The organism is Nocardia sp. NPDC056611, assembly GCF_042792755.1.
In the GTDB taxonomy this organism is placed as follows: domain Bacteria; phylum Actinomycetota; class Actinomycetes; order Mycobacteriales; family Mycobacteriaceae; genus Nocardia.
Window position 1 is genome coordinate 1,602,309 of the sequence record NZ_JBHTVV010000002.1, and the last position, 15,311, is coordinate 1,617,619.

The 15,311-nt window shown below is 71.7% G+C and carries 18 protein-coding genes; 10 read left to right on the top strand and 8 right to left on the bottom strand.

Going from position 1 to position 15,311, the window contains the following annotated elements; translation table 11 throughout:
• Window positions 1–213 precede the first annotated feature (213 nt).
• Complete coding sequence (locus tag ACFRAQ_RS16075; RefSeq protein WP_379100288.1) at window positions 214–1,143, bottom strand: ATP-binding protein; 930 nt, start codon at window positions 1,141–1,143, stop codon at window positions 214–216.
• Between the two features lie 116 nt (window positions 1,144–1,259).
• On the bottom strand, window positions 1,260–1,937 hold the full coding sequence (locus ACFRAQ_RS16080) for a response regulator (RefSeq protein WP_379099929.1): 678 nt from the start codon (window positions 1,935–1,937) through the stop codon (window positions 1,260–1,262).
• 119 nt (window positions 1,938–2,056) lie between these two features.
• Between ACFRAQ_RS16080 and ACFRAQ_RS16085 the strand changes: the two genes are divergently transcribed.
• The 4 genes from ACFRAQ_RS16085 (at window position 2,057) to ACFRAQ_RS16100 (ending at window position 5,179) form a co-directional block, all read left to right on the top strand.
• On the top strand, window positions 2,057–2,608 hold the full coding sequence (locus ACFRAQ_RS16085) for a hypothetical protein (protein WP_379099932.1): 552 nt from the start codon (window positions 2,057–2,059) through the stop codon (window positions 2,606–2,608).
• 376 nt (window positions 2,609–2,984) lie between these two features.
• Window positions 2,985–3,554, top strand: coding sequence for a copper chaperone PCu(A)C (locus ACFRAQ_RS16090; protein ID WP_379099935.1), 570 nt, complete (start codon window positions 2,985–2,987; stop codon window positions 3,552–3,554).
• Window positions 3,547–4,776: a Dyp-type peroxidase gene (locus tag ACFRAQ_RS16095; RefSeq protein WP_379099937.1), complete on the top strand. Its 1,230-nt coding sequence runs from the start codon at window positions 3,547–3,549 to the stop codon at window positions 4,774–4,776. The genes ACFRAQ_RS16090 and ACFRAQ_RS16095 overlap by 8 nt, the downstream gene beginning before the upstream one ends.
• A 67-nt stretch (window positions 4,777–4,843) precedes the next feature.
• A complete protein-coding gene (locus ACFRAQ_RS16100; protein ID WP_379099940.1) occupies window positions 4,844–5,179 on the top strand; it encodes a YnfA family protein in 336 nt (111 codons plus the stop codon).
• Window positions 5,180–5,326: 147 nt separating this feature from the next.
• On the opposite strand, the gene ACFRAQ_RS16105 is transcribed toward ACFRAQ_RS16100, so the two are convergent.
• Window positions 5,327–5,962, bottom strand: coding sequence for a TetR/AcrR family transcriptional regulator (locus tag ACFRAQ_RS16105; protein ID WP_379099943.1), 636 nt, complete (start codon window positions 5,960–5,962; stop codon window positions 5,327–5,329).
• 118 nt (window positions 5,963–6,080) lie between these two features.
• On the opposite strand from ACFRAQ_RS16105, the gene ACFRAQ_RS16110 reads away from it, so the two are divergent.
• Window positions 6,081–7,523 carry an MFS transporter gene (locus ACFRAQ_RS16110; protein WP_379099946.1) on the top strand — a complete coding sequence of 481 codons (1,443 nt, stop codon included), beginning with the start codon at window positions 6,081–6,083 and terminating at the stop codon, window positions 7,521–7,523.
• The gene (locus ACFRAQ_RS16115; RefSeq protein ID WP_379099948.1) at window positions 7,520–8,206 is read left to right on the top strand and encodes an SGNH/GDSL hydrolase family protein; all 687 of its coding nucleotides are present in this window, start codon (window positions 7,520–7,522) and stop codon (window positions 8,204–8,206) included. The genes ACFRAQ_RS16110 and ACFRAQ_RS16115 overlap by 4 nt, the downstream gene beginning before the upstream one ends.
• Before the next feature lie 96 nt (window positions 8,207–8,302).
• On the opposite strand, the gene ACFRAQ_RS16120 is transcribed toward ACFRAQ_RS16115, so the two are convergent.
• On the bottom strand, window positions 8,303–8,653 hold the full coding sequence (locus tag ACFRAQ_RS16120; protein WP_213555781.1) for a hypothetical protein: 351 nt from the start codon (window positions 8,651–8,653) through the stop codon (window positions 8,303–8,305).
• A 206-nt stretch (window positions 8,654–8,859) separates the two neighbouring features.
• Between ACFRAQ_RS16120 and ACFRAQ_RS16125 the strand changes: the two genes are divergently transcribed.
• A complete protein-coding gene (locus ACFRAQ_RS16125) occupies window positions 8,860–9,849 on the top strand; it encodes a glycosyltransferase family 9 protein (protein ID WP_379099953.1) in 990 nt (329 codons plus the stop codon).
• Here ACFRAQ_RS16125 and ACFRAQ_RS16130 read toward each other — a convergent pair.
• Both ACFRAQ_RS16130 and ACFRAQ_RS16135 read right to left on the bottom strand, forming a co-directional pair.
• Window positions 9,846–10,757: a DMT family transporter gene (locus tag ACFRAQ_RS16130; protein WP_379099956.1), complete on the bottom strand. Its 912-nt coding sequence runs from the start codon at window positions 10,755–10,757 to the stop codon at window positions 9,846–9,848. The two genes, ACFRAQ_RS16125 and ACFRAQ_RS16130, sit on opposite strands and share 4 nt — an antisense overlap.
• A gap of 113 nt (window positions 10,758–10,870) precedes the next feature.
• Window positions 10,871–11,197 (bottom strand): ArsR/SmtB family transcription factor, encoded by a 327-nt coding sequence (locus tag ACFRAQ_RS16135; protein WP_379099958.1) that lies wholly within the window; start codon window positions 11,195–11,197, stop codon window positions 10,871–10,873.
• A gap of 182 nt (window positions 11,198–11,379) precedes the next feature.
• On the opposite strand from ACFRAQ_RS16135, the gene ACFRAQ_RS16140 reads away from it, so the two are divergent.
• Both ACFRAQ_RS16140 and ACFRAQ_RS16145 read left to right on the top strand, forming a co-directional pair.
• Complete coding sequence (locus ACFRAQ_RS16140; protein WP_379099960.1) at window positions 11,380–12,087, top strand: M23 family metallopeptidase; 708 nt, start codon at window positions 11,380–11,382, stop codon at window positions 12,085–12,087.
• Window positions 12,088–12,281: 194 nt separating this feature from the next.
• Window positions 12,282–13,325, top strand: a complete 1,044-nt coding sequence (locus ACFRAQ_RS16145; protein WP_379099962.1) for a hypothetical protein — start codon at window positions 12,282–12,284, stop codon at window positions 13,323–13,325.
• On the opposite strand, the gene ACFRAQ_RS16150 is transcribed toward ACFRAQ_RS16145, so the two are convergent.
• Entirely contained in the window at window positions 13,276–13,602 is a 327-nt protein-coding gene (locus ACFRAQ_RS16150; RefSeq protein ID WP_033086730.1) for a hypothetical protein, read from the bottom strand. The two genes, ACFRAQ_RS16145 and ACFRAQ_RS16150, sit on opposite strands and share 50 nt — an antisense overlap.
• Window positions 13,603–13,798: 196 nt before the next feature.
• Between ACFRAQ_RS16150 and ACFRAQ_RS16155 the strand changes: the two genes are divergently transcribed.
• On the top strand, window positions 13,799–14,134 hold the full coding sequence (locus ACFRAQ_RS16155; protein WP_213555785.1) for an RNA polymerase-binding protein RbpA: 336 nt from the start codon (window positions 13,799–13,801) through the stop codon (window positions 14,132–14,134).
• A 68-nt stretch (window positions 14,135–14,202) separates the two neighbouring features.
• Here the strand turns inward: ACFRAQ_RS16155 and ACFRAQ_RS16160 are convergent, their stop codons facing one another.
• A complete protein-coding gene (locus ACFRAQ_RS16160; protein ID WP_379099964.1) occupies window positions 14,203–15,291 on the bottom strand; it encodes a response regulator transcription factor in 1,089 nt (362 codons plus the stop codon).
• Window positions 15,292–15,311 lie beyond the last annotated feature (20 nt).

The following is a 15,311-nucleotide window of genomic DNA, read 5'->3' on the forward strand; positions in this document are numbered from 1 at the left end:
GGTCGATGGTGCCGACTCGGCAGGAGGCGTGACGGATGGTTCGGCCGGTGTCGCGAGGGCGGGAGCAGGGGTGCTCGCCGCATCCGGTTTCGGATCCGGAGGTGGTGTGGGTGTGTCGGGCATAGGTTCCTCCATCGGGTGAGCGGGACCGGCCCGGGGAGCGCGGTGCGCAGCCGGGACACGGTCGGGAATTGGGTGAGAAGAGACCGCGGGTCAGGGCGGGGGCAGGGTGATGCGGATGCGCGAGCCCGGGTCGGCGACGGCGATGGTGCCGCCGTGCAGGTCCACGATCCAGCGGGCGATGGCCAGGCCCAGGCCGGTGCCGCCGCCGGTGGCGCGGCCGCCGCGGGTGAAGCGTTCGAAGACGCGGGCGCGTTCGGCGGCGGGGATGCCGGGGCCGTCGTCGGAGACCTCGATGACGGTGTGGCCGTGGGCGGTGTGGGCGTGGACGCGGACCTCGCCGTGGGCGGGACCGTGGCGGGTGGCGTTGTCGAGGAGGTTGAGCAGCACCTGGTGCAGGCGGGCGGGGTCGGCGTGCACGGTCAGGCCCGCGGCGACGGCGATGGTGAAGCGGACGGGACGGTCCACGGCGGCGGCCATCACCTCCGCCTCGGCGACCACCTCGCTCAGCAGCGGCTCGAGGTCCACCGGTTCGCGGTCCAGGCGCACCGCACCCTCCTCGATGCTCGACAAGGCCAGCAGTTCCGACACCAGCAGGCTCAGCCGCTGGGTCTGGGCGTGGGCGGTGCGCAAGGTCGCCGGATCCGGTTGGGCGACACCGTCGACCAGGTTCTCCAGCACCGCGCCCAGGGCGGTGATCGGGGTGCGCAGTTCGTGGGACACATTGGCGATGAACTCGCGCCGCTGCTGATCGGCGGCGGCCAGGTCGGCGGCCATCTGATTGAACGCCACCGCCAGCTGCCCGACCTCGTCGCGGGAGGTGGCGCGCACACGGCGCGAATAGTCGCCCTGCGCCATGTGTTTGGCCGCGGCGGTCATCTCCCGCAACGGCATCGTCATCCCGTGGGCCAGCACCTGGGAGATCAGCAGCGCGAACACCATGGCGACGACGGTGGCGCGCGGCGGCAGCACACCGATGCGGATCGCGAAGTAGCCGAACGCGCCCGCACCGGAGCCGACCATGAGGATCGCCAGCTTCGCCTTGATCGACGGCACCCGGTCCAGGGGCCGCGGCAGACGTGCCGCCACCCCGTTCGCGAACGCCCGCACCCCGGTCACCGGAGCCTCGGCATCGACGATCATCGCGCCTCCAGGCTGTACCCGACACCGTGCACGGTGCGGATCAGGTCCGCGCCCAGCTTGCGGCGCAACGCCTTGATGTGGCTGTCGACGGCGCGAGTGCCCGACGCGTCGGCCCACCCCCACACCTCGCTCAGTAGTCGTTCCCGCGCCAGCACCGTGCGCGGCCGCCGCGCCAGATGCACGAGCAGTTCGAATTCCAGTGGCGTGAGCTGGGTTTCACTGTCCGCGCGCCACACCCGCCGCTGATCGGTGTCGATCCGCAGGTCACCGACGAGGATGGTGGCCACCGGCGCGGCGGTGCGTTCCACCCGGCGCAGCAGGGCGTGGACGCGGGCGGCGAGCACCCGCATGGAGAACGGTTTGGTCAGATAGTCGTCCGCGCCGACGCCGAGCCCGACGAGCATGTCGGTCTCGTCGGTGCGGGCGGTCAGCATGAGCACCGGCACGGGGCGGCGGGCCTGGATGCGGCGGCACACCTCGAGACCGTCGAAACCGGGCAGCATCACATCCAGCACCACCAGGTCCGGGTCCCCCGCCGCCTCGGCCGCCACACCGGCGGGACCGTCGTGGGCGATGTCGACGATGTACCCCTCGGCGCGCAAGCGGGCGGCGATCGATTCGGCGATGGTCGGCTCGTCCTCGACCACCAGGATCCGGCGCGCACTGGTTTCCATGCAGCCGACACTAGGCAACCGGAGTGGAGATCGTTCGCCTCGCGTGTGGAGATGTTGTGGAGACGCCGGTCATACCACCTGGAAACGTCTTCAACGACGCGACGTCGTAGCATGACGGGGTGCGCTCACCGACGGATCACACCGCGCGCCTGCGCGGCGCTGCCGTCGGCGCGTCCTCGGGAGCGGTCGCGATCCTCGCCCACGGACTCGGCGGCGGCGCGTCCCTGGCCGACGGTTCGGCGCTGGCCCTGCTCCTGGCGGCGTGCACCGTGATTGGGGTCGTGGTGGCGTCGACGCGGCCACGCTACGGGCTGGCCGGAACCATCGCGATGCTGGCGGCCGGGCAGGCGATCGGGCACGCCGCACTGTCGATGTCGCCGGGGCACCACCATCATTCGTCGTCCGCGGCCATGCTGATCGCCCACCTGGTGGCGATTCCGGTGGGCGCGTTGCTGATTCGCGCCGCCGAGGCGGGCCTGCGGCGGGCAGTCACCGGTGTGCGCAGGTTCCTGCTCGCGTTGAGCGCGATCCTCGCGCCGCCGGTGCGCCGGATGCGGCCGAGGCCGGCCGATGACCGCGCCGTCGCGCGACGGCTGCTGGTGAGCCCCGGGATCGGACGCCGCGGACCGCCGCCGGCCGCCGCACGGCACACCGACCTCGTTCCGGCCTGACACCCCTCGATCCGGCGCTGACACCCGAATCGTGCACCGCGCCATAGCCGGATGCGACGCGCTCGGTGACCGATGCCCACCAACCGATGACACACCCCGCGCTGAGGCCGAGCACGGCGACCGACGGACACGCACGCGCAGCGCCCAACACGCCGCGCACAGTGCCCGACGGATACGCAGCGCAGCAGCCGAGCAGAGCGACGCCGCGCTGTGACCGAAGGCGGCGAGCGCATGCCGCACGCGTGCCGCGCTGACGCCGGACGGCCCCGCGCCGTCGCCGACGCGTTGCGTTGCGGCCGAACGCATCCGGCATCGATCCGGGTTCGGCCGTTCCCGCCGGGGTGGCTTTCACTTCTTCTACCTACGGAGTTCTCACATGTCCCAGATGCCCTTCAGCCACGGCTTCCGTCTGCGCACCGGCGGATTCGCGCGCCGGGTGGGCGCGGCCGCGGCGGTGACGACGCTGGCGCTGCTGCCCGTGGCCTGCTCGTCCTCGCAGACCGCCTCCTCGTCCCCCGCCACCGCGGCGGCGGCGATCACCCTGACCGATCAGTGGGTCAAGGCCGCCGACAGCGGGATGTCCGCCGCGTTCGGCACCCTGGCCAACGCCTCCGATCAGCCGGTGAACCTGGTCGCGGCCAGCAGCCCGGCCTCGGCGCGGGTGGAGATCCACGAAGTCGTCGCCGACGCCTCGGGCGACAAGGCGATGCGCCCCAAGGCCGGCGGCCTCGTCATCCCCGCCCACGGCACCGCGACCCTCAAGCCCGGCGCGGAACACCTGATGTTCATGGATCTGAAGGGCCCGCTGCGCACCGGCTCGGAGGCCGCGCTCACCCTCACCTTCTCCGACGGCTCCACCACAACCGTCACCGCGCGGGTGCGTGACTTCGCCGGCGGCAAGGAGAACTACCAGCCCTCCGGCGACAACGCCGCCCACGGTGGCTGATCCGGCACCGCGGCCCGCCCGGCTGTCGCGGCGACGGCTGCTCGGCGGCGGCGCGGTCGCGGCGGGCGCGGCCGGGGCCGCCGGCATCGGCTGGGGCGCGGCCACCCGCACCCACCGCGAGCACGATCGCGACCCCGGATCGGACACGGTCGCGTTCTACGGCCCCCACCAGGCGGGAATCGCCACCGAACCGCCCCGGCACGCGGCGTTCGCGGCCTTCGACCTGAAACCGGGCCTGGGGCGCGAGGACGTCATCGGGCTGTTGAAGATCTGGACCGACGACGCCGCGCGCCTCACCCAGGGCAAGCCCGCGCTCGCCGACACCGAACCGGAGCTGGCCGCCCGGCCCGCCCGGCTCACCGTGACCGCCGGGTTCGGTCCCGGGATGTTCACCGCCGCCGGACTCGAAGCCCAGCGCCCGCACTGGCTGAAACCGTTGCCGCCGTTCACCATCGACCGGCTCGATCCCGCCTGGTGCGGGGGCGATCTGCTGTTGCAGGTGTGCGGCGAGGAGGCGACCACCGTCGCGCACGCGGTGCGCGTGCTGTCCAAGCACGTGAAATCGCTGGTCTCGGTGAAGTGGGTGCAACGCGGCTTCCGGGACGCGCCGCGCGGCCAGACCATGCGCAATCTGATGGGCTCGGTCGACGGGACGGTCAACATCGCCCCGGCCACACCGGATTTCGACCGCCTGGTGTGGGACGACGGCGCGGTCCGGCCGTGGCTGGCCGGGGGCACCTCGATGGTGTTGCGGCGCATCGCGATGAACCTCGACACCTGGGACGAACTCGACGCCGACGGCCGCGCGATCACCGTCGGGCGCACCGTCGACACCGGGGCGCCATTGTCGGGCACCCGCGAATTCGACGAAGCCGACTTCGCGGCCACCGACCGGTACGGCATCCCGAAGATCCCGCCGTCCTCCCACATCGCGCGCGCCCACCACGCCCACGACGGGGAACGGTTCCTGCGCCGCGGCTACAACTACGACGACGCGCCCGCCCCCGGGCACGTGTCGAACTCGGGGCTGCTGTTCGCCTCGTTCCAGCGCGACGTCGACGCCCAGTATCTGCCCGTGCAGCAGCGGCTGGCCGACTTCGACGCGCTCAACCAGTGGACGACGCCGGTCGGGTCGGCGGTGTTCGCCATCCCGCCCGGGGTGCCCGGACCGGGCGGCTATCTCGGTCAGCAGTTGTTCGACAGCGCCCCGGCGCAACCCTGATCGCGACCGGCCGGACCGCTCCCGGGCGGTCCGGTCGGTCGCCGGGCACGGGACCTAGGGTGACCCCATGACCGTGTTGCGTTCGATCGTGTTGTTCGGGCTGGCCGCCGTCGCCGAAATCGGTGGCGCCTGGCTGATCTGGCAGGGAGTCCGTGAGCACCGCGGCTGGGCGTGGATGGGCGCGGGCGTGGTCGCGCTCGGCTGCTACGGGTTCGTCGCCACCCTGCAGCCCGACGCCCATTTCGGCCGGATCCTCGCCGCCTACGGTGGCGTGTTCGTGGCGGGATCGCTGCTGTGGGGCATGGTATTCGACGGGTTCCGGCCCGACCGCTGGGATGTGATCGGGGCCCTGGTGTGCGTGCTGGGGGTCGCGCTCATCATGTACGCGCCACGCTCGGCGTGAGACACACCGATGCATTGCTCCACGTGAAACCGGCTGCGCCCGAACTGCATTCACGCATTCCGCGCATTCAGGTCGAGGGCTGACGATCGGTGCATCGAGTGCACAGACGCACTGCGCGAACCGATGACGAATTCCCGCAGGTCACGATCACGGTTGAGGCGCTGAACCGAGCAGGCCGTCGATGATCGCGCGCGCCGTCGGCAGTGCCGCCTCATCACCCAGACGGGTCGCGGTGTTCGCGGCCGACACCACCGCGTCGAACTGGAACGCGACCGCCCGCGGATCCAGTCCGGTCATCGCGCCCTGCCGCTGGGCGCGGCCGATCTCCGCGGCCAGCATCGTGAACCAGTCCTCGCGGTCGGCGGCCAGCGCGTCGCGCACCGGGCCGGGACGGCTGTCGAACTCCGGCTGGCACGCACCCCGGAAGCAGCCGCCGGGCAGCACCGGCTCGCCGATGTAGTCGAACCATCGGTCCATCAGCGCGCGCAGACGCGGCAGGCCCGGGTCCGCGGTGAGGGCCGGGCGCACGACATTGTCGATGAACACCTCGCGCGCCGCGGCCACCGCGGCCAGTTGCAGGTTCTCCTTGTTGCCGAACAGCGTCGCCACCCCGGACTTGCTGACCCCGAGGTCCTCGGCCAGCCGCCCGAGACTCAATCCCGTCAATCCCTCGACGGAGGCGACGTCGGCGGCGTGGCGGGCGATGCTCGCGCGGGCCCGCGCGCCCTTGAGCCGACGCTGATCGGAAATCTCCTGGTCGGAGGCGCGCACCGGTTCGTCCATGGATCCATCCTCGCATCACCTGTTGCGTAAACGCACGATCGGTCGTACTTTTCAACAATACGAACGATCGTGCGTACAGTTTTGATCCCGCTCCCGACCCTCACGCAGAGAGCCCGTCATGACCGACACCACCCACCGTCCCAGCGCCGACACCTCCCCACCCGAACCGGCCACCACCACGACCACCCCCGTCGACTCCGGCCGCGCGGCGAAACTCGCCCTGCTCGTCGCCTCCGGCGCGGCCTTCATGTCCTTCCTCGACCTGTCCGTGGTCAATATCGCCTTCCCCGAGATCACCCGCGACTACCCCGACACCACCGCCGGCACCCTCACCTGGGTGGTCAGCGGCTACGCCGTCGCCTTCGCCGCCCTGCTCACCCCCGCCGGGCAACTCGCCGACACCCTCGGCCGCGGCCGCGTATTCCTCACCGCCCTGGCCGGATTCGCCCTCACCTCCCTGCTGTGCGCCCTCGCACCCGGCGCCGAATGGCTCATCGCCGGACGGTTCCTGCAAGGCGGCACCGCGGCCTTCCTCATTCCCGCCGGACTCGCGCTCGTCCTGAGCAGCAGCCCGCCCGAACGCGTCGGCATGGCCATGGCCGCCTGGACCGCGGCGGGCGGATTCGCCGCGACCGTCGGCCCGGCCGTGGGCGGGGCGCTCGTGGACTGGTTCGGGTGGCGGTCGGTCTTCGTCATCAACGTGCCCATCGCGGCCGCGCTCATCGCCGCCGGATGGCGACTGGCCCGTGGCGAACACCGGCAACCGCACGGACTGCCCGATCTCCTCGGGGCCGCCGCCACCGGACTCGGTATCGGCACCATCGTCGCCGCGGTCACCCAAGGGCGGCAATGGGGTTGGACCGACGCCCGCACCTTGGGCAGCGCGCTGATCGGGGTCGTCCTGCTGGCCCTGGCGTTGTGGCGCTCGCGGCGGCATCCGCGCCCGGCCATCGCCATCGGACTGTGGCGCAGCCGCCCCTACGCCCTCGTCAATGCCGTCTCGTTCGTCTTCGGCGCCACCATGTTCGCGTGGCTGCTGGCCGGACCGCTGTGGCTCGACGCCATCTGGCAGTACTCGGTGCTGGAGTCCGCGGCGGCCATGAGCATCGGCGCGGTCGCCTCCATGGTCACCGCGGTCGCCGCCGGACGCGCCCCCGTGCCGTGGCAGCGATGGCTCGCGGTGCTGGGCGCGTCGATGTTCGCCGCGTCCACCTTCTACATGAGCACCGGGGTCTTCGACACCGAGCCCGCGCTCTGGTCCGGGTGGGTGCCCGCCGGAATCCTGGGCGGCGGCGGCATCGGCATCCTCGTCACGGTGCTGGGCACCGCCGCCGCGCGGGCGCTGCCGCCGCAGCGGTTCGCGGCCGGGGTCGGCATGAACATCACCGCCCGCCAATCCGGCGGCGCGCTCGGGGTCGCCCTGCTGGCCGCGGTGTTCGCCGCCCATCCCGGGCAGCCGCTGACCGCCTTCCACACCCTGTTCGCGTGCTGTGCCGCCATCGCCGTCGTCACGGCCGTGCTCGCGGCGCTGCCCGTCCGCACCGAGGAGACCACCTCATGACCGACCGCACCGAGAACACCGATCCCTACACGCTGTCCGATTCGGCGGCCGCCGCCATGCTGCGCGCGGTGCCGTTCCGCCGCCTCGCCGTCATCGGCGACTCGACCGCCGCGGGCACCGGTGACCCGTGGCCCGGCTACGAAACCGTGCCCTGGGCAGACCGATTGGGCCGCTGGCTGGAGGCCGCGCACCCCGACGCCGCCTACCTCAACACCGGCGTGGTCGGAGCGGTCATCGCCGACGTGCGCGCCGGGCAGCTCGCCGCGCTCGAGGAGTTCGAGCCGGATCTGGTGGTCGTCACCTGCGGCGGCAACGACCTGTTCCTGCGCGATGCCACTCCGCTGACCGTGGAAGGCGACCTCGACGACCTGTGCGCGAGCGTCGCCGCCACCGGCGCCCGGCTCGCACTGTTCACCCTCGCCGACGCCCACGTCGGGCGGCTGGCCCCGCTGCGGCCGCGCTTCGCCGAGTTCGCGCGGTCGGTCCGCCGCATCGCCCACCGCCGCGACGCCATCCTCACCGAGTTCTGGGACCACCCCGCGCGGCTGCGCGAGGACTGGCTCTCCGCGGACCGGATCCACCTCACCATGGCCGGGCACGCCGTGGTCGCCGCCGAACTCGCCAAGAGCCTGGCCCGTCACCACGCCCGGGAAGTGCCGCCGGAGCTCATCGGGCGATCCTGACCCCGCAACGCACCGATGCCGCACCGGATGCGACTACGCACCCGATGCGGCATCGCCGTCATCCCCTGTTCTGTCCAGCCGGCCCTCGCGCGGAGGTCACTTCCACAGAGCGGCGATCAGGACGTTCAGGATCGCCAGGCCACCCGCGGCGTGGGTCATCCACGCCACCTCCTTGCCGCGCTTGGCATCCGCACGGCCCATCTCGGCGAACGCGGCCACCGCCACCGCCACCACCAGCTTGGTGATGATCTTCGCCATGTTCGGGTCCTTGTGCAGCGAGTCGATCGACTCGGCCATGCCCACCAGGATCACGCCGGTGAGGACCTGCACGCGCGCACCCCACACCATCAGTTCCGACACTCGCGGCTGCGCGGCGGCGTACCCGCCGACCACGGCTGCCATACCCAGCAGATGAGCCGTCACCATGAGGTTGTAGACGAAGGTCATGGGTGTCACGGTAGTCGATCCGAGCCCTGCAACGACAGCCGGTAGTACCCGTGATTTTTCGCGAATCGGACACGGAGGCACCAACTGTCCGCGCGGACCGGTCCGAGGGTTTCACCCTCGGACAGGCCGGGTAGTCCTCACCCGATGGTCCCCGCACGTGGTGGATCAGGGCGTCGTGGGCAGCGTGGCCGGCTAGGAGAGGTTCAGTGGCGGTTGTACTAGTGCTGCGAGCACGTGGACTCGGTGACCTGCTCACCGCGGTTCCCGCGTTGCGCGCATTGCGCCGGGCCCGGCCCGGTGACCACATCGCACTCGCCGCACCCCACCGCCTCAAACCGATCGTCGACCTCATCGCCTGCGTCGACGAGATGATCCCGGTCAGCGACCCCGTCGGGCTGCGCTGGGACGGTCCCGCACCGGCGCTCGCGGTCAACCTCAACGGCCCCGGCGCCGACGGCATCGTGGAACTCTCGCGCACCCGCCCCGAACGCATTCTGTCCTACCGCAATCCGGCCTTCCCCGACCTCGCCGGCCCCGCCTGGGAACCCGACATGCACGACGTGGACCGCTGGTGCCATCTGCTCGAACACGACGGCATGGCCGCCGACCGCCGCAACCTCGGCCTGGTGCCGCCGGTCGCCACCACCAGCCACCGCGACGCCGTGGTCGTCCACATCGGCGCCGGCACACCCGCCCGCCGCTGGCCACCCGACCGGTTCGCCGCGGTGGTCCGGCACCTGCTGGTGCAGGACCGCGAAGTCGTGCTGACCGGTGACGAATCCGAACGCGAGACCGCCTTCGGCGTCGCCACCCGCGCGGGACTCTCACCGGCGCGCGTCCTCGCGGGACAGCAGAACCTCATCGAACTGGCCGCCACCGTTGCCGAAGCCGCGCTCGTGGTGTGCGGCGACACCGGCGTCGCGCACCTGGCCGCCGCCTTCGGCACCCGCACCGTGCAGCTGTTCGGACCCAACCCGCCCAGCCGCAGCGGCCCGCCCCCGCACCTGCTCGGCCGCCACGCCGTGCTGTGGGCCGGGCAATCCGGCGACCCGGACGCCGACGCCATCGACCCCGGACTGCTGAAGATCGGCGTCCCCGAGGTGATCAACGCCGTCGACAAGCAACTACGCAAACGCCCCTGGCCCGGCACCGGCCTCGACCGCCGCACCCAGCAGGCCTACCGGCGCGTCGGCTAGACCCCCGAATCGGTGGCCGGCACCCGCGGATCCCGTTGCCCGGCACTGATACTCAACGCCGCCATCACCAACCCGATCCCGGCCAGCTCCGCCGCACCGGGGCGCTGGGCCAGCGCCACCGCCCCGATCACCGCCGCCGTCGCGGGCAGCAAGGCCAGCAACAGCGCGAACCGGGCCCGACCCACCCGGCGCAACACCACCTGATCCAGGGCATAGGGCACCGCGCTCGACAACACCCCGACGCCCACGCCCAGCAGCCAGGTCCGCGGATCGGCGAAAACGGCCGGGGCGAGCACACATTGGCGGGTCACCAGGATCGGGGCCAGCACGATCGCCGACACCGTCGTCCCGATCGCCAGCGCGTCCATCCCCGCACCCGTATCGGCCACCCGCTTACCCAGCAGGATGTAGCCCGCCCACAACACACCCGCCAGCACCGCGAACCCGACACCGCCGGGCCCGGCTTCCGACGACACGCCCGCCAGCAGGAAGACACCGGCCGCCACGAGCACGACGGCCAGCAGATCCCGGGCCCGGCGTGAACCCAGCGCCGCCACCGCGATCGGACCCAGGAACTCGATGGCCACCGCGGTACCGAGCGGAATCCGCGCGATCGCCTCATAGAAGGCGATGTTCATGCCGAGGGTGACCACCCCGAACCCGGAGGCCACCAGCACCGCGCGCCGCGTCCAGCGCGAGCGCCACGGACGCCGCCAGATCAGCAGCGCCACCCCGGCCGCCGCGGCGCGCAACCAGGCCACCGTCGCGGGCTCGACGGTGTCGAACAATCGCACGCCGATCGCCGCGCCCGCGTACAGCGACACCCCGCTGACGATGAAGACCAGCGGGACCGACCAGCCGGGCAGACCCACGCGGCGTTGCCGCTGCACTCCGACCGACGTACCCACCTCGACACCGTATCGCCCGCTCGAGCGGGCGGGCCGCGGCACGGCCGCATGGTCCCGGCCTGGGGGCGCCATCGCGCCGCTGCGCGGACCCAGCTCTGCCACTCCCCTTCCGGCTACTCCCCTTCCGGCGCGGCCTTCGCCTCCGACAGGGCGGCCGAGTAGGCGGCGATGGCGCTGGGCCAGAACTGTTCGAGATAGTCGCGGGCGTCGGCCAGGCCGCGCGGGTCCAGGGAGTACAGGCGGCGGTTGCCCTGCGGGCGCATCATCACCAGGCGGGCCTCGCGCAGCACCTTCAGATGCTGCGAGACCGCCGAGCTGGTCACGCCCAGGGCCTCGGCGATCTCCCCGACCGCCTTCGGGCCCTGCGGCAGGGACTCGAAGACCGCGCGCCGGGTGTCGTCGGCGAGCGCGCTGAGCACCTTCACTCCATTAGTAGGCACTTACATAGAGTGCCGTCAAACCGATCACGGGTCAATACACGCATTATCGACACAAGCCAACGTCATCACAGAATTACCTGCGTGTCGTTATCAACTCGTAATAGTCGAACTGGGCTTTTGTACCAATGTGACGGTAGCAACAGGGTTTCTGAACGTGCGCTGAGATCTCGTAGCTTCGAGACATGCCCGTAACCGATTCGTTATCCCGCCTCTGGGGAACCGGCCGATACCGAGCAGCCGCGACCCGCGCCGCAGCCGTGACCGCCCTCGTCGGCGCGTCCATGGCCGCCCTCGCCGCCACCGGCCCCGATGCCGCCCACGACCCCGTGGCCATCGCCAACGCCTCCGCCGCCGGTGACATCCAGTTCACCGCCTTCACCCCGCGCGAGGCCCAGGAGCCGCAGATCGTGCCGCAGGAGGTGCTGGACTACCTCAACGGCCTCAACATCCCGCTGCCGCCGCTGCCCGGCATCCCGGCCCCGCGCCCGGCCACCGTGCGGCCCGTCGACGGCCCGCTGACTTCCGGCTTCGGCATGCGCTGGGGCGCCATGCACGCCGGCATCGACTTCGGCGACGGCTTCGGCACCCCGATCCGCGCCGTCACCGACGGTACCGTGATCGAGGCCGGCCCCGCCTCCGGCTTCGGCCTGTGGGTGCGCGTGCAGCAGGACGACGGCACCATCGGCGTCTACGGCCACATGCAGGACATCCTGGTCGGCGTCGGCCAGCAGCTGCGCGCCGGCGACGTGCTCGCCACCGTCGGCAGCCGCGGCTACTCCACCGGCCCGCACCTGCACTACGAGGTGCACACCGCCCCCGGCGCGCCCATCGACCCGATCGGCTGGCTGGCCGGCCGCGGCGTCGACTTCGGTGTCGCCCCCGCGGACTAGACCCACCCCAACCCCTCGGCCCACTCCGAGCATCGATGGGGGGTGCACGGATCGGTTTGTGCGACAACGGAGTCCGCACGATGGAGAACGGCCCCGGCGCTACCGCCGGGGCCGTTTCTCATACCCGGGTACGGGGTGGCCACACCACCGCCGGGGGACGTGAACCAGCGGATGGCGAACCTACCGTCAGCCGCATGACCACGCTCGATCGTCCGACGCTCGCGCCGCTCACCGACCTCGCCCCCGCCCGCCGACTGCACCGGGCCCTGCTCGCCACCACCGCCGCCATGGCCGCCCTGGCCCTGTTCTCCCTGTGCGCCATGGTCTTCGACGACCGCGTGCTGCTCGGTGAGACGGTGTGGCTCAAACCCCTCAAGTTCGCCATAGCCATGGTCCTGTACTGCGGCACCCTGGCCTGGCTGGTGTCCTTCCCGCACCGCGGGCAGCGCCTGACCTGGTGGATGGGCACCGTCTTCGCCATCACAGCGGTCGCCGATGTCGGCTTCGTCGTCGTGCAGGCCGCGCGCGGCACCTTCAGCCACTTCAATACCGAGACCGACGCGTTCAACACGATCGGCCAGAAGGTGTTCATGACCGGGGTGCCGGGACTGTTCCTGGCGAATCTGGTGATCGCGGTGACCCTTTCGTGGCAGCGCGTCACCGACCGGCCCACGTCCATGGCCATCCGCACCGGCCTTGGGATCGCGGTGTTCGGGATGGCGCTGGGCTACCTGATGGGCTACACCGGCAAACAGCAGACCACCGACGCCTCCGGCCGCCCGGTCACCCTGGTCGCGGGCCATACCGTCGGGCACGGGCAGTCCGACGCGGTCCGCGACGGTGTCGCGACCATGCCGATCACTCATTGGAGCACCAACGGCGGTGACGTGCGGATCGCGCACTTCGCGGGCCTGCACGGCATCCAGCTGCTCATCATCGCCGCCATCGTGCTGACCCGCCTCGCCCCCACCGTGGGGTGGCTGCGCGCCGAACGCACCCGCGCCCGGCTGATCGGGGTGCTGGCGCTCGGCTACACCGGCCTGGTGGCGACGCTGCTGTGGCAGGCGCTGCGCGGGCAGCCGGTGACCTCGCCCGATGCCGAAACCCTCACCGCGCTCGGTCTTGTCGCCGCCGTCACGGCCGCGGGGATCGCGATCGTGTACGCGCTGAGCGGGCGCACCGGCGAGGTCAGCGCAGCCGTTCGGCCTCGCGGGTCAACGCCACCAATGTCGCGGTGAGATCGGCGAGTTCGATCATCTCCGCGCCCTCGGAGACCGCGGTGGCCACATCCTCGGCGGCACAGCGGGCGGCGAACCAGCGGTCGGACAGATCCGACACCTCCTGGGCGCTCAGGACCACCGAATCCTCGGGAATACCGGTGCCCTTCACACTGTTCCGATGCTCGTACGCCCGCTGGCGACACGATTGCCGGCAGTACCGGCGGCGGCGTCCGATCTCCGATTCGGCGATCTCCCGCCCGCACCACTGGCAGCAGGACAGCACGCGTCGAGACATGGTCCGAGACAATAGCGGTTTCCGGCCCCGACCGGGTGCAGTGGCACGCCGCAGCAAACCGGGCGACCCGCACGGGTAGGATGGCAGGGTTCTCCCCACGGGAACCGAAACGTGCGCGGCTGCGTTGACACTACGTACCGCAGCTGCAGAAACACTGAAGTAGAACATTGCCGACAGGCGAGAAGGGACCGCACTCATGGCAGATCGCGTACTCCGGGGGTCTCGGCTCGGAGCGGTGAGCTACGAGACCGACCGCGACCACGACCTGGCGCCGCGTCGGATGGCGCGGTACCGCACCGACAACGGCGAGGAATTCGACGTCCCGTTCGCCGACGACGCCGAAATCCCCCCGACCTGGCTGTGCCGCAACGGCCAGGAGGGCACGCTGATGGAGGGCACCACCCAGGAGCCCAAGAAGGTCAAGCCGCCCCGCACCCACTGGGACATGCTGCTCGAGCGTCGCAGCAAGGAAGAGCTCGAGGAGCTGCTGCAGGAGCGCATGGACTTGATCAAGTCCCGCCGCCGCGGCTAGCCGCACAGCGACACGACGACACGGGTCCCCCGCACCATCGGTGCGGGGGACCCGTTCTGTGCCGGGGGTCAGCGCGGTGAGCCGTACTGGGCGGCAAGCAGATTGGCGACCAGATCGCGGCGGCTGCGCACCCCGGACTTCTCGAAGATCGACTTCAGGTGCTGCTGCACCGTCAGCGGTGAGACCACCAACGTGTCGGCGATCTGCCGGGTCGAACTGCCCGCCAGGACCAAGGCCGCGATCTGGTGTTCGCGCGGGGTCAGCGGGTAGGCGGCCAGTTTCAGGGGCGCGATCTCCGGGGCGCGGGCCGGTTCGAGGATGACCGCGATGGGGCCCTCGGGGTCCGCGCCCGGATCGGTGTGCAGCCGGGAGGCGTGGGCCACCAGCCAGCGGCCCGAACAGGTGCGTAGGCGAACCCGGGGCACCGCAGGCGAATTCGGATCCAGTTCCAGACTGCGCAGGCGCATGGCGACCGCCACGATCGCCTGCGGCAGCGTCTCGCGCGCGGGTTGGTCGGCGAGCTCGGCCAGCAGAACGCTCGCCTCGGGGGTGCGGGCCAGCACGGTCCCGGCGTCGTCGAGCAGCAGCAGGCCGGGCGGGGGCTGCCCGTCGGCACCCGTCTCCACCTCCGACAGCAGGACCGCCGCGCGCAGGCCCTCGGCCAGATGCGCGGTCATGGCGTGCACGAACCCGACCTCGTCGGCGCGGAAGCCCTCCGGCGAGGGCTCCCGGTGCAGGCACAGCACACCCCAGCAACTCGCCCCGGTCCGCAACGCGGCGCGCAGTTCGTCGCCCATGCCGAGCGGGGCGAGGATGTCGCGATAGCGGGCGCTGGCCTCGGGCGCGCCCCGGGTGGCGTCGAACAGGGTGCGGACCGGGTCGGCGGCGGTGGCCAGCGCCCGGAAATGATTCACGTCGTCGTCGAGGAACTCGTTGGCCAGGAACAGGGGCGTGGCCGCGGCGGGGATCTCGTCGATGACCGACCCGGTGAACAGGACGGTGGCCGGGTCGGTGGTGGCCGCCCAGTAGGCGGCGATCGGAACGGCCGCACGCAACGCGGTCAGCGATTCGGTGAGCACGGTGCCCGAGTCCAGCCCGGAGTGGCACAGGCGGACGATCTCACGCCGTGCCCGATCCGTCGATCGGCGCTGCCCCACCATCTCAGGCTACGGCCGCG

Coding starts and splice junctions, on each gene's coding strand:
- ACFRAQ_RS16080 (WP_379099929.1), bottom strand. CDS start 1,937: ATGGAAACCAGTGCGCGCCGGATCCTGGTGGTCGAGGACGAGCCGACC.
- ACFRAQ_RS16155 (WP_213555785.1), top strand. CDS start 13,799: ATGGCAGATCGCGTACTCCGGGGGTCTCGGCTCGGAGCGGTGAGCTAC.
- ACFRAQ_RS16100 (WP_379099940.1), top strand. CDS start 4,844: ATGACCGTGTTGCGTTCGATCGTGTTGTTCGGGCTGGCCGCCGTCGCC.
- ACFRAQ_RS16120 (WP_213555781.1), bottom strand. CDS start 8,653: ATGACCTTCGTCTACAACCTCATGGTGACGGCTCATCTGCTGGGTATG.
- ACFRAQ_RS16075 (WP_379100288.1), bottom strand. CDS start 1,143: ATGGTCGGCTCCGGTGCGGGCGCGTTCGGCTACTTCGCGATCCGCATC.
- ACFRAQ_RS16105 (WP_379099943.1), bottom strand. CDS start 5,962: ATGGACGAACCGGTGCGCGCCTCCGACCAGGAGATTTCCGATCAGCGT.
- ACFRAQ_RS16140 (WP_379099960.1), top strand. CDS start 11,380: ATGCCCGTAACCGATTCGTTATCCCGCCTCTGGGGAACCGGCCGATAC.
- ACFRAQ_RS16115 (WP_379099948.1), top strand. CDS start 7,520: ATGACCGACCGCACCGAGAACACCGATCCCTACACGCTGTCCGATTCG.
- ACFRAQ_RS16150 (WP_033086730.1), bottom strand. CDS start 13,602: ATGTCTCGACGCGTGCTGTCCTGCTGCCAGTGGTGCGGGCGGGAGATC.
- ACFRAQ_RS16110 (WP_379099946.1), top strand. CDS start 6,081: ATGACCGACACCACCCACCGTCCCAGCGCCGACACCTCCCCACCCGAA.
- ACFRAQ_RS16090 (WP_379099935.1), top strand. CDS start 2,985: ATGTCCCAGATGCCCTTCAGCCACGGCTTCCGTCTGCGCACCGGCGGA.
- ACFRAQ_RS16145 (WP_379099962.1), top strand. CDS start 12,282: ATGACCACGCTCGATCGTCCGACGCTCGCGCCGCTCACCGACCTCGCC.